At 67.3% G+C, this 21,448-nt stretch carries 23 protein-coding genes; 17 read left to right on the top strand and 6 right to left on the bottom strand.

Going from position 1 to position 21,448, the window contains the following annotated elements:
- Positions 1-36: 36 nt before the first annotated feature.
- Positions 37-906 carry a polysaccharide deacetylase family protein gene (locus tag K6L26_RS18865; protein ID WP_221851161.1) on the top strand — a complete coding sequence of 290 codons (870 nt, stop codon included), beginning with the start codon at positions 37-39 and terminating at the stop codon, positions 904-906.
- A 12-nt stretch (positions 907-918) separates the two neighbouring features.
- On the opposite strand, the gene K6L26_RS18860 is transcribed toward K6L26_RS18865, so the two are convergent.
- Together K6L26_RS18860 and K6L26_RS18855 are read right to left on the bottom strand one after the other, a co-directional pair.
- Positions 919-1,941: a ketopantoate reductase family protein gene (locus K6L26_RS18860; protein WP_245008613.1), complete on the bottom strand. Its 1,023-nt coding sequence runs from the start codon at positions 1,939-1,941 to the stop codon at positions 919-921.
- Positions 1,938-2,870, bottom strand: coding sequence for a LysR family transcriptional regulator (locus tag K6L26_RS18855; RefSeq protein ID WP_221851159.1), 933 nt, complete (start codon positions 2,868-2,870; stop codon positions 1,938-1,940). The genes K6L26_RS18860 and K6L26_RS18855 overlap by 4 nt, the downstream gene beginning before the upstream one ends.
- Positions 2,871-3,168: 298 nt before the next feature.
- On the opposite strand from K6L26_RS18855, the gene K6L26_RS18850 reads away from it, so the two are divergent.
- The 3 genes from K6L26_RS18850 to K6L26_RS18840 all read left to right on the top strand — a co-directional run bounded on the left by K6L26_RS18850 (position 3,169) and on the right by K6L26_RS18840 (position 5,950).
- Positions 3,169-4,110 (top strand): TauD/TfdA dioxygenase family protein, encoded by a 942-nt coding sequence (locus K6L26_RS18850; protein WP_221851157.1) that lies wholly within the window; start codon positions 3,169-3,171, stop codon positions 4,108-4,110.
- Positions 4,111-4,196: 86 nt separating this feature from the next.
- Positions 4,197-4,994: an NADPH-dependent oxidoreductase gene (locus K6L26_RS18845; RefSeq protein WP_221851156.1), complete on the top strand. Its 798-nt coding sequence runs from the start codon at positions 4,197-4,199 to the stop codon at positions 4,992-4,994.
- Positions 4,995-5,149: 155 nt separating this feature from the next.
- Entirely contained in the window at positions 5,150-5,950 is an 801-nt protein-coding gene (locus tag K6L26_RS18840) for an SDR family NAD(P)-dependent oxidoreductase (protein ID WP_435405342.1), read from the top strand.
- On the opposite strand, the gene K6L26_RS18835 is transcribed toward K6L26_RS18840, so the two are convergent.
- Positions 5,951-7,015: an NAD(P)H-dependent amine dehydrogenase family protein gene (locus K6L26_RS18835; RefSeq protein ID WP_221851152.1), complete on the bottom strand. Its 1,065-nt coding sequence runs from the start codon at positions 7,013-7,015 to the stop codon at positions 5,951-5,953.
- A 45-nt stretch (positions 7,016-7,060) separates the two neighbouring features.
- Positions 7,061-7,558: a DUF1990 domain-containing protein gene (locus K6L26_RS18830; protein ID WP_085141302.1), complete on the bottom strand. Its 498-nt coding sequence runs from the start codon at positions 7,556-7,558 to the stop codon at positions 7,061-7,063.
- A gap of 31 nt (positions 7,559-7,589) precedes the next feature.
- Here K6L26_RS18830 and K6L26_RS18825 point away from each other — a divergent pair, with 31 nt between their 5' ends.
- From K6L26_RS18825 to K6L26_RS18765, 13 genes are all read left to right on the top strand, one after another.
- The gene (locus tag K6L26_RS18825; protein ID WP_221851150.1) at positions 7,590-8,210 is read left to right on the top strand and encodes a PaaI family thioesterase; all 621 of its coding nucleotides are present in this window, start codon (positions 7,590-7,592) and stop codon (positions 8,208-8,210) included.
- Positions 8,207-8,638: a TIGR02611 family protein gene (locus K6L26_RS18820; RefSeq protein WP_019344679.1), complete on the top strand. Its 432-nt coding sequence runs from the start codon at positions 8,207-8,209 to the stop codon at positions 8,636-8,638. Before K6L26_RS18825 ends, K6L26_RS18820 begins: the two co-directional genes overlap by 4 nt.
- A 74-nt stretch (positions 8,639-8,712) precedes the next feature.
- A complete protein-coding gene (gene thrS / locus K6L26_RS18815) occupies positions 8,713-10,767 on the top strand; it encodes a threonine--tRNA ligase (RefSeq protein WP_221851149.1) in 2,055 nt (684 codons plus the stop codon).
- Positions 10,768-10,801: 34 nt separating this feature from the next.
- Complete coding sequence (locus tag K6L26_RS18810; protein ID WP_019349191.1) at positions 10,802-11,365, top strand: ATP adenylyltransferase; 564 nt, start codon at positions 10,802-10,804, stop codon at positions 11,363-11,365.
- On the top strand, positions 11,362-12,048 hold the full coding sequence (gene pgsA, locus K6L26_RS18805) for a phosphatidylinositol phosphate synthase (RefSeq protein WP_221851147.1): 687 nt from the start codon (positions 11,362-11,364) through the stop codon (positions 12,046-12,048). Before K6L26_RS18810 ends, pgsA begins: the two co-directional genes overlap by 4 nt.
- Positions 12,045-12,956 (top strand): phosphatidylinositol mannoside acyltransferase, encoded by a 912-nt coding sequence (locus tag K6L26_RS18800; RefSeq protein WP_036387851.1) that lies wholly within the window; start codon positions 12,045-12,047, stop codon positions 12,954-12,956. Before pgsA ends, K6L26_RS18800 begins: the two co-directional genes overlap by 4 nt.
- Before the next feature lie 34 nt (positions 12,957-12,990).
- Complete coding sequence (locus tag K6L26_RS18795) at positions 12,991-14,115, top strand: glycosyltransferase family 4 protein (RefSeq protein WP_085141298.1); 1,125 nt, start codon at positions 12,991-12,993, stop codon at positions 14,113-14,115.
- 2 nt (positions 14,116-14,117) lie between these two features.
- Positions 14,118-15,176, top strand: coding sequence for an NUDIX hydrolase (locus tag K6L26_RS18790; protein ID WP_221851145.1), 1,059 nt, complete (start codon positions 14,118-14,120; stop codon positions 15,174-15,176).
- A gap of 64 nt (positions 15,177-15,240) precedes the next feature.
- Positions 15,241-16,152 carry a pyridoxal 5'-phosphate synthase lyase subunit PdxS gene (gene pdxS / locus K6L26_RS18785; RefSeq protein ID WP_221851143.1) on the top strand — a complete coding sequence of 304 codons (912 nt, stop codon included), beginning with the start codon at positions 15,241-15,243 and terminating at the stop codon, positions 16,150-16,152.
- 9 nt (positions 16,153-16,161) lie between these two features.
- Positions 16,162-17,010, top strand: a complete 849-nt coding sequence (gene tesB, locus K6L26_RS18780; protein WP_076212446.1) for an acyl-CoA thioesterase II — start codon at positions 16,162-16,164, stop codon at positions 17,008-17,010.
- Positions 17,007-17,588 carry a pyridoxal 5'-phosphate synthase glutaminase subunit PdxT gene (pdxT, locus tag K6L26_RS18775; RefSeq protein ID WP_047038214.1) on the top strand — a complete coding sequence of 194 codons (582 nt, stop codon included), beginning with the start codon at positions 17,007-17,009 and terminating at the stop codon, positions 17,586-17,588. The genes tesB and pdxT overlap by 4 nt, the downstream gene beginning before the upstream one ends.
- A 51-nt stretch (positions 17,589-17,639) precedes the next feature.
- A complete protein-coding gene (locus K6L26_RS18770) occupies positions 17,640-18,137 on the top strand; it encodes a hypothetical protein (RefSeq protein WP_221851141.1) in 498 nt (165 codons plus the stop codon).
- Positions 18,138-18,220: 83 nt separating this feature from the next.
- Positions 18,221-20,092 (top strand): ArnT family glycosyltransferase, encoded by a 1,872-nt coding sequence (locus K6L26_RS18765; protein WP_221851139.1) that lies wholly within the window; start codon positions 18,221-18,223, stop codon positions 20,090-20,092.
- A gap of 25 nt (positions 20,093-20,117) precedes the next feature.
- Here the strand turns inward: K6L26_RS18765 and K6L26_RS18760 are convergent, their stop codons facing one another.
- Positions 20,118-21,008 carry an NAD(P)-dependent oxidoreductase gene (locus tag K6L26_RS18760; protein ID WP_221851138.1) on the bottom strand — a complete coding sequence of 297 codons (891 nt, stop codon included), beginning with the start codon at positions 21,006-21,008 and terminating at the stop codon, positions 20,118-20,120.
- A complete protein-coding gene (locus tag K6L26_RS18755) occupies positions 21,005-21,391 on the bottom strand; it encodes a carboxymuconolactone decarboxylase family protein (protein ID WP_221851137.1) in 387 nt (128 codons plus the stop codon). Before K6L26_RS18755 ends, K6L26_RS18760 begins: the two co-directional genes overlap by 4 nt.
- Between the last annotated feature and the right edge of the window lie 57 nt (positions 21,392-21,448).

Raw genomic sequence — 21,448 nt, 5'->3', positions numbered from 1 at the left:
TGACCCTCACATCGGTGTGAGCTCTTACCGTTCGGCATGACCATGTCGCAGCCACCTTTCGCCTACACCCCCATCACCGAACGCGTACCGATCCATTGGCCTGGGGGAGCGCGAGTCGCGGTGTACCTCGGGCTCAACGTCGAACATTTCCTGATCGACCGGCCCGCCACGAACATCTGGCCGGGTACCGCGGACCTGGTTCCCGACGCGCTCAACTACGGATGGCGGGATTACGGTGCCCGAGTGGGGATCTGGCGCACGATCGAGGCCCTCGACCGGCACGGCATCCGTCCCAGCGTCCTGCTGAATTCGGCCGTCATCGAGCACCATCCGCAGATCGTGGCCGCCGGCGTGGAACGCGACTGGACCTGGTTGGCGCACGGACGGACCAACTCGATCCTGCACACCGGGTTCACTGTCGACGAGGAACGGCGGTTTCTCGCCGAGATCGCCGATGATATCGCCGAGGCGACCGGCCGGCGTCCGCGCGGCTGGATGGGGCCGGGTCTCACCGAAACCGCTCACACCCCGGAACTGTTGGCCGAACTCGGTTTTCACTATGTCCTCGATTGGACCAACGATGACCAGCCATATCCGCTGACCGTCCCGGGCATGCTCAGCGTGCCGTACTCGGTGGAACTCAACGACCTGCTCATCTTCGCGAAAGGTTTCACCGGAAGCGAATTCGTGCAGATAGTGATCGACCAGTACGAGCAGCTGCGGGCAGATTCGTCCGTAGGCGGCCGGGTTATGGCTCTGGCATTGCACCCGTTCGTGATCGGGCAGCCCTTCCGACACAAGTACTTCGACCAGGTTCTGGAGTATCTGTCCGCGCAGCCGGACGCGTGGCTGACGACCAGTGACGAGATCGCTGACGCCTGGCGGAGCGCTTGCGAACGCCGCTAACTCCACGGCTGTCTAGGGGGATGCCACCGGCACGTCGTGAAGACCCGGTGGGCTGGTGGCGGGTCCGAGTTTCTTGAGCGCGGCGGCCGCGTCGAGGGACCGCACCGGGCGACCCACCCGGGCATGGTCGGCGGTCACCCGCTGGATCAGCTCGTTGACGGGTGCGTGCAGACCGTGGCTGCGGGCCTGTAACACGATTTCGCCGTTGAACCAGTCGGTTTCGACCTGGGTGTGCCCGCGGGCCACGCTCTGCCAGGTGGAACTGAAGTAGTCGTCGTGCACCCGGCCTTGCAACAGATCGCCGCGACGCTGTGCGTCCTGCTCGGCAGTCACAAAGGGAATCCCGGCGACGGTGAGCACGTGTTCGGCCTCGGTGCGGGCCCGGGCGATCAGCTCGTCGGCGTCGGGCCCGGGGCGGTACGCCGCGATCACACCGTTCCCGAGATTGGCGATCAGTTTGCGGTGCTTCCATGCCATGACGTCATCGCGGACCTGCGACTGGAACCCGGCGGCGCGCAGCGTGGCGGCGACGTGTTCGGTCAGCGCGTCGTGGCCGGTGGGGTAGCGGCCGAGGTCCAGGATGCCCGCTACCGGACCGCTTTGTTGGATGACCACGCCGGGGTCGAGGTGCGCTGCCGGGAGCATCACGGTGACGCCGTACACATCGGCGAATCTCCGCAGGGCGGCGGCCTCGTTGGCCACGCCGTTCTGGGCGATGAACACCGGTGTCTCGACCGGCGCGTGAGCACTGAGATCGTCCAGGGCGGAGAAGGTTTGGTGGCTCTTGACTGCGAGGATGACGACCGGCCTGGCGGACCAGTCGACCTCTGCGGCGCCCGCGGCGGCCGGAAGGCTCACGGTGTCGCTGCCGGCCTGCGTCACCAGGGTGAGACCGTGGGTGCGGATCGCGGTGAGGTGCGCACCGCGGGCGACGGCCGTCACGTCGAAGCCGGCCAGCCGCAATCGGGCGGCGATCACGCCGCCGATCGCTCCCACCCCGTAGACCACGAGCGGTCGGGTCAGGATCGCCGTCACGATGCGACACCGAGCGGTTCGGCGGAGTGCGGAGGCAGAGCCCGCTCGGCGATCGTGCGCAACGCATCCAGGATCAGCGCGATGTTGGGGTCACGTTGCCGGCCGGCGCGCACGACGGCACTGATGGCGCGCCCGCCGAGTTGGAGGCCTCCGACGATCAGGCCTTCGAGGTTTGCGGGGACGGACAAACGGGGCACGATGGCCGACGCTACCTCGGTGGCGGCCAACTCGCAGATGTTCTGCGCCCCGATCAGCCGATGCTTGATCTGCGGCGTGAAGCCGGCGCCCTCACAAGCATGCACGGCGGCGATTTCGAGCCCGGAAGCCTGCGGCCCGGTCACCCAGGATCCGTCGGCCAGGGCGGACAGGCCTTGCTTGCGGATTCTCCGATGCGAATGGGTCGGTGCCAACAACACCAGTGGTTCGACCAGCAACCCCACGGTGGTCAGCCCGCCGCTCAGGTCCGGACCGAGGAAGTCGTAGTGGCAGGTGATCGCGATATCGACGTCGCCTTGGCGCAGTAGGCGAACGGCCGCCGCGCTTGTCTCCTGTTGAACCTGCACTCGCAGATTCGGCTCCTTGTTGCTGAGGTGTTGCATGAGGGGAACGGCCAGGATCGGAATGCCCATGTTGAAGGTGGCGATCGCGACCTGCCCGGACACCCGGTCGCGGGTCTCTGCGACTGCACTCATGGCCTCGTCGACGGCGACCAGGACGCGGCGGACATGCTCGGCGAGCACCTGGCCGCTGCGGGTCAGCCCGAGGGTGCGTCCGTCTCGGCGGAACAGCACCGCACCTGCCTCGTCTTCGAGGACGCGGAGTTGTTGGGACACCGCAGAACTCGTGATGTTGCGATGCTCGGCCACGGCGGTGACCGAGCCCAGGTCGGCCAGGTCGACCAACAGCATCATCCGACGCAAGTCCAGCATCTCCCACCTCCTGCGAGGTGATGATCGCAGAACCAACGGTGGGCAAGGCTGCGGTATGCGCCTCCGGGCATTTGCCGCTGTGGCCCTGAGCAGGGCTTTGAGCGGTCCCGGTGGGCAGGAATCACGCCGGTTGTAATTCTCGCGTCGTCAAGGTGGTGGCTGAGATGTTAAGGCGCGCTGAAAGGTTCCGGTAGCCAAAGACTGTTGTTCACGGCCGTCGTCGCGTCGACGCTGACCACAGCGAGTCAGCTCGGCTGCCTCGCCAGCCCATCGCCGAGCCAATACGAGGAGTCCGCAGATGACCGATCTCACCGAACGCAATACGCTCACCGACACCGGCCTCGATGTCGTCCCACAAGCGGGCTACATCGGCGCCGAAATCCGCGGCGTCGACCTCCGCGAAGAACTGGAAGCCGGCGTCGTCGACGAGATCCGTAACGCCCTGCACACCTACAAGGTGATCTTCTTCCGCGATCAGCAGATCGGGCACGCCGAGCAGATCGCGTTCGCCCGGAACTTCGGAAAGGTGACCCCGGCCCATCCGCACGAGGAGGAACCGCCGCAGGGATTTCCCGAGATCCTGCCGATCGACAGCCGCCGCTACGAACGCCAGTTGGGTCGCAAGCGCACCTCCTACGACAACAGCTGGCACACCGATGTCACCGCGCTGATCAACCCGCCCGCCGCCTCGATCCTGCGCGCGCACATTCTGCCGCCGTACGGAGGTGACACCGCGTGGACCAATCTCGTTGCGGCGTATGAGAACCTGCCCAAGGAGTTGCGTGAGTTCGCCGACAAACTCGACATCAAGCACCAGTTCAACGCCCGGGCGGTGGCCGGCAGCCAGCGGGACCGCAAGGTACGGGAGGCGAACCTGGTGACCTATCACCCCGCCGTCCGGGTGCATCCGGTGACGGGGGAGCGCGCGCTGTTCGTGAGTCCCGGCTTCACCCGTGGTGCCCGCGAGATCCGCGGTTACACGCCGACCCAGAGCGAGGCGATCCTCAAGCTGCTGTGGGACGAGGCGACGCGCACCGAGTACACGGTCCGGTTCCGCTGGGCTCCGGGCAGTATCGCGTTCTGGGACAACCGGGCCACCGCGCATCTGGCCATCGCCGACGCCGGCCACCTCGACTATGACCGCGTGCTCTACCGCGTCACCCTCGAAGGAGACGTTCCCGTGGGTGTCGACGGACGGACATCCGAATCGGTGTCCGGCGAACCGTTCTACGGATCCTGATCACCACTACGTCACAGGGAGCAGCCAACCATGACAGATGCATCACCGCGGATCGAACGTCGCCGGCTGGCAGTGGCGGCCGCGGCATGACCGTCATCGCCCGCTACGGCGATATCGATGCGGTGCTGGCCGTGCACAACGAGACACTGGCGCTGCAACTCGCACACCGGTCCGTGCGCAAGTTCACCGCGGAACCGGTGACTGATGAGCAACTTTCGGCGCTGGTGGCCGCCGCGCAGTCGGCGGCGACCAGCTCGAACCTGCAACCGTGGAGCGTGATCGCCGTCCGTGATCCGCAACGCAAGGCGCGCTTGGCCACCCTGGCCAACAACCAGCAGTTCATCAACGAGGCACCGTTGTTTCTGGTCTGGGTGGCCGATCTGGGCCGTGCCCGCCGACTCGCGCAGCGGGCGGGGACCGCACTGGACGGTGCGGACTACCTGGAAACCACGATCATCGGATTCGTCGACACGGCTCTGGCAGCCCAGAACGCCGTGATGGCCGCCGAATCATTCGGACTGGGAACGGTTTTCGTCGGCGCAATCCGCAACCACCCCGAAGAGGTGGCGGCAGAATTGGGGCTGCCGCCGCACGCCGTGGCGACCTTCGGTCTGGCCGTCGGCAGCCCGGATCCGACGGAGAACGCCGGCATCAAACCGCGCCTGCCCCGGGATGCGGTGCTGCACCGCGAGCGTTACGACGTACAGGCGGCAGACGCGCATGTGCCCGCCTACGACGACCGGCTGGCGGTCTACAACAACCGCTACGGGTTGTCGGGCAGCTGGAGTGAGCGGGTGCTGAGCCGGCTCGCCGGTCCGCATTCGCTGTCCGGTCGACACCGGTTGCGGGAACAACTGGAGCGCCTGGGCCTGCCTTCGCGCTGAGCCATTGTCACGCTGGCGTGGCTCTCGGGTTCGACAGCCACGCCAGCGTGACAAAGCTCAGGACATGCCGCACCGTGGCCGACGTTGACCGAGCACCGCCGTGACGTCTTACCCGCCAAGCAGCTTGATGGGCGCAGAGAAGTACGTTGATGCCCATGGATAACCCGATCGCTGTCGTCACGGGGGCGAGTCGCGGCGCCGGCCGCGGAATCGCCGCGGCCCTGCTCGCCTCGGGTTGGCGGGTGTATGTCACCGGACGGACGGTGACCGATCCGGGGGAGGGCGGCATCGCCGTGCAACTCGACCACGCCGATGACGCGGCCGTGGGTGCGCTGTTCGAGCGGATCGGCGAGCAGGAGGGCCGGCTGGACCTACTGGTCAACAACGCCGCCGCGATCCACGACGACCTGGTGAACCCGAAACCGTTCTGGGAGAAGCCGATCGAGTTGGCCGACGTGCTGAACGTCGGGTTGCGCTCGGCCTATGTGGCGTCCTGGCATGCTGCGCCGCTGTTGGTCGCCGCGGACAGGGGACTGATCGCGTTCACCTCGTCGCCCGGATCGGTCTGCTACATGCATGGCCCCGCCTACGGCGCCCAGAAGGCCGGGGTGGACAAGCTGGCCGCCGACATGGCGGTCGACTTCGCCGACACCGGGGTGTCGACGGTGTCGATCTGGATGGGCATCCTGCTCACCGAGAAATTCAAGGCCGCCTTCGCCGGGCATCCCGACGCCCTGGCCAAGACCGCTGAGCACGCCGAAACCCCCGAGTTCACCGGCTACCTGATCGACGCGCTGTACCGCGACCCGGAGCTGGCGCAGCTGTCCGGGCGCACCGTGATCGGCGCCGAACTCGCGGCCCGCTACGGCATCACCGATGAAGGCGGTCGGGTACCCCCGTCGCACCGGGACATGCTCGGCGCGCCGAGAGAACCCAGCTCGGCCGTCGTCAGGTAGTCAGCGCCGAAACCCGGTGTGGCTGCGGATCAGTGGCAGCGTCGCGAGGGTGGCGAACCCCGGCTCGGCCTCACACACCTCGGGTACCGCGTTGAGGACCTGCATCGCGGTGGCCACGTTGGCCGCCCGCACATGCTCGGCCATCGTGGCCTCGCGGGTGAAGCTGGCCAGGCTGAAGAAGTGCGTCTGCATCGATGGGTCGCCCTCGATGGTCAGGGTCCAGCCGTGTTTGGGCCGCGGCCAGTGATCGGGATATTCGTTGCCGACCGTCCACAGCGTCTCGATCTCGATGAGCGCCTCACCGTCTCGCACCCCCACCCAGTTCCACCGCTGCCCGGCAGTTGTTCCGGCCGCCAGCAGGTGGTCGAAGATCTGGTGGTCGTGACGGGCGGGAACCGCCTCCACCGACGAGGTGACCTCGTCGATGTCGGCGCCGAGGGCATCGGCCAGAAGCCACGCCTGCTCGGTGAACAATTCGTTGTTGAAGGCCAGGAATTCGGTGGCGTTCACGCCGATCTCGTCCACCGGACGGCCGAACGACATGTTGTCGAAAGTGATGTGGGTGCTGTCGTACTCCGACCAGTCGGCACGCTCCTGCAGGGTGATCTTGTCGATCCGGCGGCTCATGCCGGACAGCACCAGCGGCAGGGCACCGGACAGGTTTCCCGGGTTGAGCCCGCTGCCGTGGACCGTCGTCCCACCGGTCTCACACGCCGCGAGCAGCCGGTCCCGGTCTGGCGCGGGCATCCGCTGCGGATGGAAAAGGAACGCCGTCGTCACCACGTTCTTGCCGCTGGCCAGCAAGGCGCACACGTCGTCCAGGTCCGTGGTCCGCGGGGTGTAGACGACGCAGTCGGCATCCAGGGCGAGGATGGCCCGCACGTCGGTGGTGGCGCGAACGCCGATCGGCGCCCGGCCCAACAGGTCTCCGACGTCGACGCCGTCCTTGTCATCTGAATACACCCGGACCCCGACCACGTCGAGGTCCGGACGGTCGTAGAGGGCCGCGCCCAGCGTCTCGATCCCGACCGCCCCGGTTCCCCACTGAATCACCCGATAAGTCATAGGCCGCAATTGAAGCCGATCGCGGCCGGTTACGAGGCGAGCACGCTAGATGCCGGTGAGATAGCGGCGCGTCACCACCCGCTGCAGCAACCGCGTCACCGGTCCGCCCAACCGGCTCCACCAGGTGGCCGGCCGGGAGAATGCGACCACTTCGGCGAGCACCTCGTCGGTCGACGGGTCGTAGCGGACCGAGAACAACTCCTCTCCGGACTCGGGATGCCCGACCAGGGTGCCGTAGGCGAAACCCCGTCGATCGGGTTCGTCGAGCACGTACACCACGCGGCAGGGCGCCGGTACCGGACCGAGGCGGACCAGCAGGTCGGTGCCCACGGCGGCGGCTTCGGCGGCGGCCTGCACCCGCAGGCCGGCGCCGCGTTGCATACCCCAGCGCAAGACGGAATCGGCGGCCCGTTCGAAGCGGGCCCGGCCGGTGCCGATCACCTCCGAGGCCTGGATATGGCGGTAGCCGGCGGGCGGGTCGCCGGCAGTGGCACCCACCTCCGGATAGCTCAACGACAACCGTGCCAGGTCGTGCAGTTTCACGTCACCACCATGGCACTAATACGGTGGCTTCGTGGCCACACCAACAGCGCACCCCGGCGGAGGGTTCAACCCGCCCGAGCCCACCGATCGCGGCGGCCCCGATTACGGGCGCTTCATCGAGGCGGTGCGCACACTGCAGGACCACGCACGCAGCGCCGACGCCCCGGACGAGGTGATCACCGAGGCCGCCGACCTGATCGAGAAGGTGTCGGCGTTGCTGGCCCCGTACGAAGCCGACGAATGGAATTCACCGTCCGGTCGGCGAATGGACCTGCCCAACCGTGGCAACGTCAACAACGTGCCGGTGCAGCTGAAACGGACCGACGACGACCGGATCGCCGGGACCGCCCGCTTCCGGCGTTTCCACCTCGGCCGCAACGGTGCGGTGCACGGCGGCTCGCTGGCACTGCTGTTCGACTCACTGCTCGGCTACACCGCGGCCAAACTGACCGGCAGCATGTATCAGCGCACCGCATACCTGCACGTCAACTACCGCAAGATCGCCCCGATCGAAAAAGAGTTGCAGGTGCAGGCCGGCATCAACCGCATCGAGGGGCGCAAGATCTTCGTCGAAGGACGTCTGCTCGACGGCGACGACGTCCTCACCGAGGCCGAGGCGCTGTTCGTGCGGCTCAAGCCGGGGCAGCCATGAGCCTGGCGACCAACCTCGCCGAGGTGAAGCGGCGCTGGACCAGCTGGCGGGAAAGGCTGCGCGCGCGCCCGGCCGTCGAGTTCACCTACCGCATCGTCGTCGGTGTGGTGGGCACGCTGGTGCTGGCGGTCGGCATCGTGGCGATCCCGTATCCAGGCCCGGGCTGGGCCATCGTGTTCCTCGGACTGGCGATCCTGGCCAGCGAGTTCGACTTCGCCAAGCGGGCGCTGCGCTATGTCCGGGCCCGCTACGACTCCGTGATGGCCTGGTTCGACCGCCAGCACATCGCGGTCAAAGGTGTCAGTGCCGCTTTCACCGGCCTGGTTGTGGTCGGCACGCTGTGGCTGTTCGGCGTTGTCGGTTTCGCGGCGGGCCTGGTCGGGTTGGAGCAGGAGTGGCTCAAAAGCCCTCTCGGGATGGGGTCCTGATCAGCAACACCGATAGCCCACACCGATAGCATGACAGCGTTCGCATCAGCCCACGCATGGTAGGAGACTCCCCGATGAGCGCCGCCCTCAGCCCAGCCCCCGCTGCACCGATCCGGGTCGCGGCCGGGACGACCGCCGGTGCGGCGGTGCGCGAGGCGGGCTTGCCCAGCCGCGGGACCCCCGACGCGATCGTGGTGGTGCGTGACAGCGAGGGGCGTCTGCGCGACCTGTCGTGGACCCCGGACACCGACGTCGAGGTGACTCCGGTGGCCGCCAACACCGAGGACGGCCGCAGCGTGATCAGGCACTCCTGTGCTCACGTGCTCGCCCAGGCTGTGCAGGACCTGTTTCCGCAGGCCAAACTCGGCATCGGCCCGCCGATCACCGACGGCTTCTACTACGACTTCGACGTGGCCGAGCCGTTCACGCCCGAGGATCTGGACAAGCTCGAGAAGCGCATGGCCAAGATCGTCAAGGACGGTCAGCTGTTCTCCCGGCGAGTCTACGAATCCAAGGACCAGGCGCGCGAGGAGCTGGCCGGCGAGCCCTACAAGCTGGAGCTCGTCGACGACAAGTCCGGCGCCGACGACCCCGAGGTGATGGAAGTCGGCGGCGACGAACTGACCGCCTACGACAACCTCAACGCCCGCACCAAGGAGCGGGTCTGGGGGGATCTGTGCCGCGGCCCGCACATCCCGACCACCAAGTACATCCCGGCGTTCAAGCTGACCCGTAGCAGCGCCGCGTATTGGCGGGGTGACCAGAACAACGCCAGCCTGCAGCGGGTCTACGGCACCGCATGGGAGTCGCAGGAGGCCCTCGACCGCCACCTCGAATTGATCGAGGAAGCGCAGCGCCGCGACCACCGCAAGCTCGGCGTCGAGCTGGACCTGTTCAGCTTCCCTGACGAGCTCGGCTCGGGCCTGCCGGTGTTCCATCCCAAGGGCGGGGTGATCCGCAAGGAGCTGGAGGACTACTCGCGGCGCAAGCACTCCGAGGCCGGCTACGAGTTCGTCAACACCCCGCACATCACCAAGGAACACCTCTACATCACGTCCGGTCACCTGGAGTGGTACGCCGACGGCATGTACCCGCCGATGCACATCGACGCCGAGTACAACGACGACGGCACCGTGCGCAAGCCCGGGCAGGACTACTACCTCAAGCCGATGAACTGCCCCATGCACCACCTCATCTACCGGGCGCGGGGCCGCTCCTACCGCGAACTTCCGTTGCGGCTGTTCGAGTTCGGCTCGGTGTACCGCTACGAGAAGTCCGGCGTGGTGCACGGGTTGACCCGCGTGCGCGGCATGACCCAGGACGACGCGCACATCTACACCACGCGTGAGCAGATGCGCGACGAGCTGACCTCGCTGCTGCAGTTCGTGCTCGATCTGCTCTCGGATTACGGCCTGGACGACTACTACCTGGAACTGTCCACCAAGGATCCCGACAAGTACGTGGGCTCCGACGAGATGTGGGACGAGGCCACCGAAACTCTGCGATCGGTCGCCGAGGCCTCCGGTCTGGACCTGGTACCGGATCCGGGTGGAGCGGCGTTCTACGGCCCCAAGATTTCCGTTCAGGTCAAGGACGCGCTGGGCCGCAACTGGCAGATGTCGACGATCCAGCTGGACTTCAACATGCCGGATCGCTTCGAGCTGGAGTACACCGCCGCCGACGGAAGCCGGCAGCGTCCGGTGCTGATCCACCGGGCCCTGTTCGGCTCGATCGAACGGTTCTTCGGGGTGCTCACCGAGCATTACGCCGGCGCGTTCCCGGCCTGGCTGGCGCCGGTGCAGGTGGTCGGGATCCCGGTGGCCGACGCGCACCTGGACTACCTGTACGACGTTGCGGCGCAGCTGAAGTCGCGGGGGGTGCGGGTCGAGGTGGACGGCAGCGACGACCGGATGGCGAAGAAGATCGTCAACCACACCAATCAGAAGGTGCCGTTCATGTTGCTGGCGGGGGACAAGGACATAGAAGCGGGAGCGATCTCCTTCCGCTTCGGCGACCGCACCCAGATCAACGGCGTGCCGGTCGATGAGGCCGTGGAGGCCATCGTGAAGTGGATCGCCGACCGTAACAACGCGGTGCCGACGGCGGATCTGGTACCGGTGGGCTCGTGATGAGCGCTCGCGCGAAGAACCGACGGGTAAGCGAATGACGGGGGACGAGCGGTCCATCATCGACCATGGTGTGGGCGAACCCGACCATCTGCAGCGGCTGTGGACCCCGCACCGGATGAGTTACATCGTCGATGCGGTCAAGGGCGACAACAAGGTCGGGTCGGCCGGCTCATCCCAACCGTTCACCGACATTCCCGAGATGTCCGACGAGGACGGGCTCATGGTGGCCCGCGGCGAGCTCGTGTACGCCGTGCTCAACCTCTACCCGTACAACCCGGGTCATCTCATGGTGGTGCCCTATCGACGGGTGTCCGAGCTCGAGGATCTGACCGAGGCCGAGAGCGCCGAGTTGATGGCATTCACCCAGAAGGCGATCCGCGTCATCAAGGCCGTCTCTCGTCCGCACGGCTTCAACGTCGGGTTGAACCTGGGCACCTCGGCCGGCGGGTCACTGGCCGAGCACCTGCACATGCACGTGGTGCCGCGGTGGGGCGGCGACGCGAACTTCATCACGATCATCGGTGGTGCCAAGGTTATTCCGCAGCTGCTGAGCGAGACCCGGCAGCTGCTGGCCTCGGAATGGGCCCGCCAGCCGTGAGCAATCTGTTCCTGATGAGCCGGGCGGCCTACACAAAACTGTCGAGGCCGGTGGCCAAGGCGGCGCTGCGCGCGGGCCTGACTCCCGACATCGTCACCATCGTGGGCACCGCCGGGTCGGTCACCGCCGCGCTGACGTTGTTCCCGATCGGTCAGCTGTTCTGGGGCGCGTTCGCGGTGTTCCTCTTCGTGCTGGCCGACATGCTCGACGGAGCCATGGCGCGTGAACGCGGCGGCGGCACGCGGTTCGGCGCGGTGCTGGATGCGGCATGCGACCGGATCGCCGACGGCGCCATCTTCGCCGGCCTGCTGTGGTGGGCGGCTTTCGGTCTGCACGACCCGACGCTGGTGGTGGCGCTCCTCATCTGTCTGGTCACCTCACAGGTGATCTCTTACATCAAGGCCCGGGCCGAGGCGAGTGGGCTACGGGGCGACGGCGGCATCATCGAGCGGCCCGAACGCCTGGTGATCGTGCTGGTGGGCGCGGGGCTCTCGGGCGTGCCGTTCCTGCACGCGCCCTGGCTGCTGCACGGTGCCGTCTGGCTGCTGGCGCTGGCCAGCGTGGTCACGGTGGCACAGCGGATCCATGCCGTGCGCACCTCGCCGGGCGCCATGGATCTGCTGCAACCGCTGCAGCCGTCCCAGCCCGAGGGCGGCGACACACAGGAGCCGGGAGCCTCGTGAACATTCCGCTGTCCGGGCAGGTGACCGATCTGGGTTATGCGGCAGGCTGGCGGCTGGTGCGTGCGATGCCGGAAGTCCTGGCGCGCAACCTGTTCGACGCAGGTGCCGCCTATGCATCCCGCGGCGGCGGACCGCGGCAACTGCGCAAGAACCTGGCCAGGGTGACCGGGGTTCCCGCGGCCGAGGTGCCGGACGAGTTGATGCGTGCTTCACTGGCCTCGTATGCCCGGTACTGGCGGGAGGCGTTCCGGTTGCCGTCGATGGATCTGAGCACTGTGGCCAAACGTGTGGACGAGGTCTTCGTCGGCGCCGACAAGCTGCGGGCCGCCCATGAGGCCGGACGCGGCGGTGTGTTGGCCTTGCCGCACAGCGGCAACTGGGACATGGCCGGGGTCTGGCTGGCCCAGCAATTCGGCACTTTCGCCACGGTCGCCGAGCGGCTCAAGCCCGAATCGCTGTACCGGCGCTTCATCGATTACCGGGAGAGCCTCGGGTTCGAGGTGTTTCCGCTGTCCGGCGGTGAGCGGCCGCCGTTGGAGGTGCTCTCGGAACGGTTGCGGGACAACAAGTTCGTCTGCCTGATGGCCGACCGGGATCTCACCCGCAACGGTGTGGAGGTGAAGTTCTTCGGCGAGCTCACCCGTATGCCCGCCGGTTCGGCCAAGTTGGCCATCGAAACCGGTGCCCCACTGCACCCGGCGCACGTGCACTACGACGGTGAGGACTGTGTGGTCGAGGTGTTCGATGCGCTCGACACGTCGTCGAAGGACGTCGCGGTGGTGACCCAGGCCCTGGCCGACCGGTTCGAGGCGAACATCGCCGCACATCCGGCCGACTGGCACATGCTCCAGCCGCAGTGGCTGGCCGATCTGTCCGACGAACGTCGCGCCCGGCTGGGTACCACCTGATGAGCGCTTGCGTGAAGAGGCGACGGAGCTAGCCATGCGTATCGGGATGGTCTGCCCGTACTCGTTCGATGTTCCGGGCGGTGTGCAATCCCATGTGCTGCAACTCGCCGAGGTGATGCGCGCCGGCGGGCATTACGTCAGTGTGCTGGCCCCGTCGTCGCCGCATGTGAAGCTGCCGGAGTACGTCGTCTCCGGTGGTAAGGCCGTTCCGATTCCCTACAACGGATCGGTGGCCCGCCTCCGGTTCGGGCCGGCCACCCACCGCAAGGTCAAGAAATGGATCGCCGAGGGGGACTTCGACGTTCTGCACCTGCACGAGCCCAACGCGCCGAGCCTGTCCATGCTGGCGCTGCAGGCCGCTGAGGGGCCGATCGTGGCGACGTTTCACACCTCGACGACAAAGTCGTTGACGCTCAGTGTGTTTCAGGGAATTCTGCGCCCGTACCACGAAAAGATCGTTGGCCGCATCGCGGTGTCGGACCTGGCTCGGCGCTGGCAGATGGAGGCGCTCGGCTCGGATGCGGTGGAGATCCCCAACGGCGTCGACGTACCGCACTTCGCGAATGCGCCTCGCCTCGACGGGTATCCGCGTCCGGGCCGCAGCGTGCTGTTCCTCGGGCGGTTCGACGAGCCGCGCAAGGGCATGCCGGTCCTGCTCGGTGCACTCCCCAAGCTGGTGCGCCGGTTCGCCGACATCGAGATCCTGATCGTGGGCCGCGGTGACGAGGAGGCGCTGCGCGAGCAGGCCGGCGAATTCGCCGAGCACCTGCGGTTCCTGGGCCAGGTCGACGACGACGGCAAGGCCGCGGCCATGCGCAGCGCCGACGTGTATTGCGCCCCCAATCTGGGCGGTGAGAGTTTCGGGATCGTGCTGGTGGAGGCGATGGCGGCGGGGACACCTGTGGTGGCCAGTGAACTCGACGCGTTCAACCGCGTTCTCGATCAGGGGCAGGCCGGCCGGCTGGTTCCGGTCGGCGATGCCGATGCGCTGGCCGATGCGCTGATCGAGGTGCTCGACGACGACGCGTTGCGCGCGCAGTACATCGACAAAGCGACCGAGCGGGTGGCCCGCTACGACTGGTCGGTGGTGGCCGGTCAGATCATGCGGGTTTACGAGACGGTGGCCAGCACCGGGGTCAAAGTTCAGGTGGGTGACTAGACGTGCCGACCTGGTTGGTGATCACGGCGCTGGCCGTACTGGTGGTTCTGCTGCTCATCGGAGGGTGGGCGTACCAGACCGCCAATCGACTGGACCGGCTCCACGTGCGCTATGACCTGTCGTGGCAGGCACTCGACGGTGCACTGGCCCGCCGGGCGGTCGTGGCCCGTGCCGTCGCGGTCGACGCCTACGCGGGCGCTCCTGCGGGCAAGCGGCTCGCGGCGTTGGCCGATGCCGCCGAGCGGGCCCCGCGTCCGGCACGTGAAGCCGCTGAGAACGACCTGTCGGCCGCGCTGTCCGCAGTCGATCCGGCGGACCTACCGGTGGCGTTGGTCGCCGAACTCGCCGATGCCGAAGCCCGGGTCCTGCTGGCCCGGCGGTTCCACAACGACGCCGTCCGCGACACCCTGGCGCTGCGGGAACGCCGCGCGGTGCGGGCGCTTCGTCTCGGCGGAACCGCCGCATTGCCAACCTATTTCGAGATCGTCGAGCGTCCGGAATCCCAAGCTGAGGTGAATCCGGTCAGCCGGAGGACGTCCGCGCGTGTGGTGTTGCTCGACGAGACCGGGGCGGTATTGCTGCTGCGCGGCAGTGACCCCGCGATCGACGACCCGGACAAGCCCGCGCCGCGGTGGTGGTTCACCGTCGGCGGTGCGGTCCAGCCCGGCGAAGATCTGGCCGCCGCTGCGGCCCGCGAACTCGCCGAGGAGACCGGGTTGCGGACGGCGCCGGCCGACCTGGTCGGGCCGGTGTGGCGACGCGACGCCGTCATCGACTTCAACGCCTCGGTGATCCGCAGCGAGGAGTTCTTCTTCATCCACCGGACGGCCCGGTTCGAGCCGTCGGCGACGGGGCGCACGACCCTGGAACGGCACTACATTCACGGCCACCGCTGGTGCGATGAGACAATGATCGCCGAGTTGGTTGCCGGCGGGGAGGCCGTGTATCCGCTTCAACTGGGTGAGCTGCTGGCTCAGGCCAATGAACTGGCCGAACAGTCGGCGGCACCGCTGGCGAATACGCGTGGAACCGCGCATCGCGAGCTGCAAGCCATCCGGTGATTGCGGATTTAATGGATTTGGCGGCTCCACTAGACTGAATCAGTAGCAATTGGAGGAGATAGCAGTGGAAACCGCGGCGCAGAACGGTTCGAGCAACCAGACCGGTACCGCGCGCGTCAAGCGCGGGATGGCTGAGATGCTCAAGGGCGGCGTGATCATGGACGTCGTCACCCCAGAGCAGGCCAAGATCGCCGAGGGTGCGGGCGCGGTGGCCGTGATGGCCCTGGAACGGGTGCCCGCAGACATCCGCGCCCAGGGCGGGGTGTCGCGCATGTCGGATCCCGACATGATCGAAGGCATCATCGAAGCGGTCACCATCCCGGTGATGGCCAAGGCACGCATCGGGCACTTCGTCGAGGCGCAGATCCTGCAGAGCCTCGGGGTGGATTACATCGACGAGTCCGAGGTGCTGACCCCGGCCGATTACACCAACCACATCGACAAGTGGCGCTTCACGGTGCCCTTTGTGTGCGGGGCGACCAATCTGGGTGAGGCGCTGCGGCGGATCACCGAGGGCGCGGCGATGATCCGGTCCAAGGGTGAGGCGGGCACCGGAGATGTCTCCAATGCCACCACCCACATGCGCAAGATCGGCGGCGAGATCCGCCGGCTGACCTCGATGTCCGAAGACGAGCTGTATGTGGCGGCCAAGGAACTGCAGGCCCCGTATGAGTTGGTGGCCGAGGTGGCCCGGGCCGGCAAGCTGCCGGTCACGCTGTTCACCGCCGGTGGGATCGCCACCCCGGCCGATGCGGCGATGATGATGCAGCTCGGTGCCGAGGGTGTGTTCGTGGGCTCGGGCATCTTCAAATCGGGCAACCCCGCCCAGCGCGCCGCGGCCATCGTGAAGGCCACCACCTTCTACGACGATCCCGACGTGTTGGCCAAGGTGTCGCGCGGTCTGGGCGAGGCCATGGTCGGTATCAACGTCGAGGAGATCGCCCAGCCGCACCGGCTCGCCGAGCGCGGCTGGTAAATACCTCCTATGGCGATTGAAGAGATCCTCGATCTGGAACAGCTCGAGGTCAACATCTATCGCGGCGGGGTGTTCAGCCCGGAGTCGGGTTTCCTGCAGCGAACCTTCGGCGGTCACGTGGCCGGCCAGTCGCTGGTGTCGGCGGTGCGCACGGTCGAGCCGACGTTCCAGGTGCACTCCCTGCACGGCTACTTCCTGCGGCCCGGCGATGCCCGCGCGCCGTCGGTGTACACCGTCGAGCGCATCCGTGACGGCGGCTCGTTCTGCACGCGCCGGGTGAGCGCGATCCAGCACGGTGAGACGATCTTCACGATGTCGGCGTCCTTCCAGACCGACCAGTCCGGCATCGAGCATCAGGACGTGATGCCCGAGGCCCCGGGCCCCGACGACCTGCCCGGGTTCCGGTCGGGTGGAGCGTTCGACGACGCCGGTTTCGCCCAGTTCGACGAATGGGATGTCCGGATCGTGCCCCGGGACCTCGTGGCGCGGATTCCCGGCAAGGCGTCTCAGCAGCAGGTGTGGTTCCGTCATCGCGACCCGCTGCCCGACGATCATGTGCTGCACATCTGTGCGCTGGCCTACATGAGCGATCTGACCTTGCTGGGTTCGGCCCAGGTCAACCACCTGGATGTGCGTAAGCACCTGATGGTGGCCTCACTCGACCACGCGATGTGGTTCATGCGGCCGTTCCGGGCCGACGAGTGGTTGCTCTACGACCAGTCCTCGCCCTCGGCCTGTGGCGGGCGTTCCCTGACCCAGGGGAAGATCTTCAACCGCTACGGCGAGATGGTGGCCGCGGTGATGCAGGAGGGGCTGACCCGCTACCAGCGCAACTTCGCGCCACCGGAAGGCTCGTGAGTCCCCGGGTCGGGGTGCTCGCGCTACAGGGGGACACCCGCGAGCATCTCGCTGCGCTGCGTGAGGCGGGCGCCGAAGCAGGCACGGTGCGGCGACTTTCCGAACTCGACGCGGTCGACGCGCTGGTGATCCCCGGCGGCGAGTCCACCGCGATGAGCCACCTGCTTCGTGAATTCGAACTGCTCGAACCGCTGCGGGCCCGCATCGCCGACGGACTGCCGTGCTACGGCTCGTGTGCCGGGATGATCCTGCTGGCCGGTGAAATCAACGACGCAGGCACGCCCGGACGCGAGGCCGTTCCGCTCGGTGGTATCGACATGACGGTGCGGCGCAATGCTTTTGGCCGTCAAGTCGATTCCTTCGAAGGTGACATCGACTTCGAGGGCCTCGACACCCCGGTACACGCGGTGTTCATCCGGGCGCCGTGGGTCGAGCGGGTGGGCGACGGCGTCAAGGTGCTGGCCCGCGCCGCCGGCCACATCGTCGCGGTGCGCCAGGGCTCGATGCTGGCGACGTCGTTTCACCCGGAGATGACCGGGGACCGCCGCATTCACAAGCTGTTCGTCGACTCTTTGTAGTTCCCGCGACACCTGTGATCGGTAGCCGCCGCCGGCCCGAAGAATCGGGGTGTGACCATCCGACACCACGTGAGCACAGGCAAGTACTACTGGAAGACTCCGCGGGAGGGCGGCTGGCTGCCGAGGGAGTGGGCGTACACGCCAGAAGAACTCGACGCGGTATCCGCGCTGACCGCCACGGAGCGGATGAGCCGGTGGGTGATGAGAACGCTTCTTCGCGCCGACGCCTTTGCCGCACGAGCGGCCTGCGAGCGGTTGGCGATGACGGCGGTGCGCCGGCACGAGCAGGCCGACGCGCTGGGCTTCGCGGGCAATTGCACCCGTACTGCCACGGTCGTGTCCGTTGAGGACACCGGGATCTCCGTCGACGGTGGCTCGTCCCCGCAGATGCTTGCCGACGCAGCGGTGATTGTCGTGACGATCGAGATCGACGGTGGCCGGTCTGATGCGGTGACCCTGGTGCCGCGGACCACTGCGATCGCGCCGGCACAGGATTTTCGGATTGTCGATCACCCGGACGATCCGATCCCGCTCTGGGTAGGGCGATAGCACCGACCCCCGCGCTGATGCATCACAGCAAAGCCACGGCGGCCCCATAGCTCGGTCACATCTGGCGCCGACTTAATGGTCCTGTGACGACGACGTTGGAGGATGCCTCCGCCGAGCCTGCCCTCGAAGTCCCGCCCAGCAGCCCGTGGATCGCTCGCGAGCGCCTGGCGCTGCCCGCTCTGCTGGTCGCCACGGCGCTGGCCTACCTGTGGAACATCACCGTAAACGGCATGGGCAACCAGTTCTACGCGGCGTCTGTCTGGGCGGGGTCGCTCAACTGGAAAGCGTTGCTGTTCGGTTCGCTGGACCCGGCCAATTTCATCACCGTGGACAAGCCGCCGGTGTCCCAGTGGGTGATGGGTCTGTCGGGTCAGCTGTTCGGGTTCAGCAGCGCCGGCATGCTCATCCCCGAGGCGCTCATGGGCGTCGGCTCAGTGGCATTGCTCTACGGTGCGGTCCGCCGGATCAGCGGACCGCGGGCGGCCCTGCTGGCCGGCGCCGTGCTGGCGCTGACGCCGGTGGCAGCGTTGATGTTCCGCTTCAACAACCCCGACGCGGTGATGGTCCTGTTGATGACGGCCGCCGCCTATTGTGCGGTCCGCGCACTGGAACACAACGGAGCCCGCTGGATGGCGCTCGCCGGCGTCGCCCTCGGCTTCGCGTTCCTGGCCAAGATGCTCGAAGGGCTGATGGTGATGCCGGCGATCGGGTTGGTGTACCTGATCGCCGCACCGGCAGCGATGCGGGTGCGCCTGCTGCACCTGTTGGGCTCACTGACCGCGTTTTTGGCGGCGTCCGGCTGGTTCGTGCTGCTCACCCTGGCGTGGCCGGCGTCGTCACGGCCCTACCTGGCGGGGTCCACCGACAACAACTTCATGAATCTGGTGTTGGGCTACAACGGGTTCGGCCGCGTTCTCGGCCACAACCACTACGGCATCAACCCCGACGCCCATCCCGCCGCCGGGCCACACCATGGCGGTTGGGGCGATCAGACCCAGGGCCTGCCACGCCTGTTCACCGGTGAGTTCGGTTTCGAGATCGGGTGGCTGCTGCCCGCCGCCCTGGTCGCAGCGGTGTTGGTACTGATCTCGCGGCGCGGCCGCCCCCGAACCGACCTCGTGCGGGCCGGCACCATCCTGTTCGGCAGCTGGCTGTTGATCGACGGGCTGGTACTGAGCTTCATGAAAAGCATGGTCCATCCCTATTACTGCCTATCCCTGGCTCCGGCCATGGCGGCGATGTTCGCGATCGGCGTGGCCGAGATGTGGCACCGACGCGATGACCGGCTGGGCCAGATCGGTTTGGCCACCATGCTTCTGGGGGCCGCGGTGTGGGGCTTCTGGATCCTGGGCCGCAACGCGTCGTGGCTGCCGGGCCTGCGGTGGGCGATCCTGGTGTCGGCCGTGGCCTCCGTTGCGGTCCTGCTCGCGGCGCTGCGCGGTGGGCACCGCGCCGTCGCGATCGTCGCGCTGGCGGCAGCGCTGGCGGGTGGACTGGCCGGGACGACCGCCTATACGGTGGCCACCCTGGGCCAGCCGCACACCGGAGGTGGTCCGAGTGTGGGGCCGGCCGATCCGGACGACAACCACGGGCACGGATGGACTTCGGACAATCCCGAGTTGAACGCGATGCTCCGGGGCACCAGCACCACATGGTCGGCGGCGATCAACCGGTCAGGGGCCGCGTCCGGGCTCGAATTGGCCACCCACACCGCAGTAATGGCGATCGGCGGCTTCACCGGAACCGATCCGGTGCCGACGCTCGAGCAGTTCCAGAACTACGTCGCCGACCGTCAGATCACCTACTACATCCTCCCCGAGTCCAAGAACGACCACGGCGGCTTCTTCGGCAACAACTCCCACACCGACATCTCCGACTGGGTGAAAGCCAACTTCACCTCGACCAAGATCGGTTCGGACACCGTGTACGACCTGCGCGCACCACTCAGGAAATAGCCGCGGCAGGTCTTGCCGCGCATGCTCATCGCCGGGCGCCCTCGACGATCACCCCCGCGGCCTTCTCCATCGGTTTGACGACTGAGGTGAAGTCGGAGTCGGGGCCCTCGGCGTGCAGTGTGTTCTCCCAGATCCGCTGCACGGTCTCGGCCATCTCGACGGGCAGGCCCAGCGAGGTGGCCTCAGCCAGGTACAGCCCGACATCTTTGGCCATCAGGCCGGTGGCGAACCCGTAGTCGAACGTGCGGGGGAGTACCGCTCGCGGGAACTTGTCGCGGCTGGCGTGCGTGCCACCGGATCCGGCGTTGAGGACGTCGATCATCACGTCGGCACTCAGACCGGCCTTGACACCCATCACCATCACCTCTGCGGTCGCGGCCAGGGTGGTGGCCGCCATCAGGTTGTTGATCAACTTCATGGTCTGTGCCGCGCCGGGCTGTTCGGACACGAAGATGGCCCGGCCGAGCACTTCGAAAACCGTTGACAGCGAATCGAATTCGCTGCGCGGTCCGGACACCATGATGGCCAGGGTTCCGGCCTCGGCGCCGTGCATTCCACCGCTGACCGGGCTGTCGAGCGCCGCGATGCCCTGCGCGCCGAGGACTGCGTGATTGCGTTGCGCGGCTTGTCCTCCCACCGTGGACAGGTCGACGAACCGCTGAACCCGCGACCCTGCCGCGACTTCGGCCACCACGGACTCGGAGATCTGCGGGGTGGGCAGGCTGGCCAGTAGCGTCGCGGCCCGGTCGGCCACCGCGCACACCGAATCTGCGGGTTGTGCGCCCAGCGCGGTCGCCTCCGCCAGAACAGCCGCGCGCACGTCGAAGGCCACCACGGGAAATCCGGCCGTCAGCAGCCGGTTCATCATGGGCCACCCCATGTTGCCCAGGCCGATGAAGCCGATCGCGGGATTCACGCGGGCTCCTGGTCGAGGTCGGCGAACACGGCGCGGGCCGCCCGGAAGCTGTCGACCGCCGAGGGGATGCCCGCGTAGACGCCCACCTGCAGGAATATCTCGCAGATCTCCTCGCGGGTGACACCGTTGGTGAGGGCGCCGCGGATGTGTGTGCTCAACTCGTTGGGCCGGTTGAGCACCGCGATCATCGCGAGGTTCAGCATGCTGCGGGTTTTCAGCTCCAGACCCTCGCGGCCCCAGACCGCGCCCCAGCAGTACTCGGTGACCAGGTCCTGCAGTGGCTTGGAGAACGCGTCGACGTTGCCGGCCGCCTTGCGGACGTAGTCCTCACCGAGCACCGCTGTGCGGATCGCCAGTCCCTTGTCGTACGTGTCTTGATCCATGTGTCTCTCTCCGTGGTTCGTGGTCGACCGGATTCCGAGATCGGCCGGCGGACTCTT

The sequence above is a fragment of the Mycobacterium farcinogenes genome, assembly GCF_019739075.1.
Classification (GTDB): Bacteria; Actinomycetota; Actinomycetes; order Mycobacteriales; family Mycobacteriaceae; genus Mycobacterium; species Mycobacterium senegalense.
Note: the sequence above shows the minus strand (reverse complement) of the source record. Positions and strands in the feature narration are given on the sequence as shown.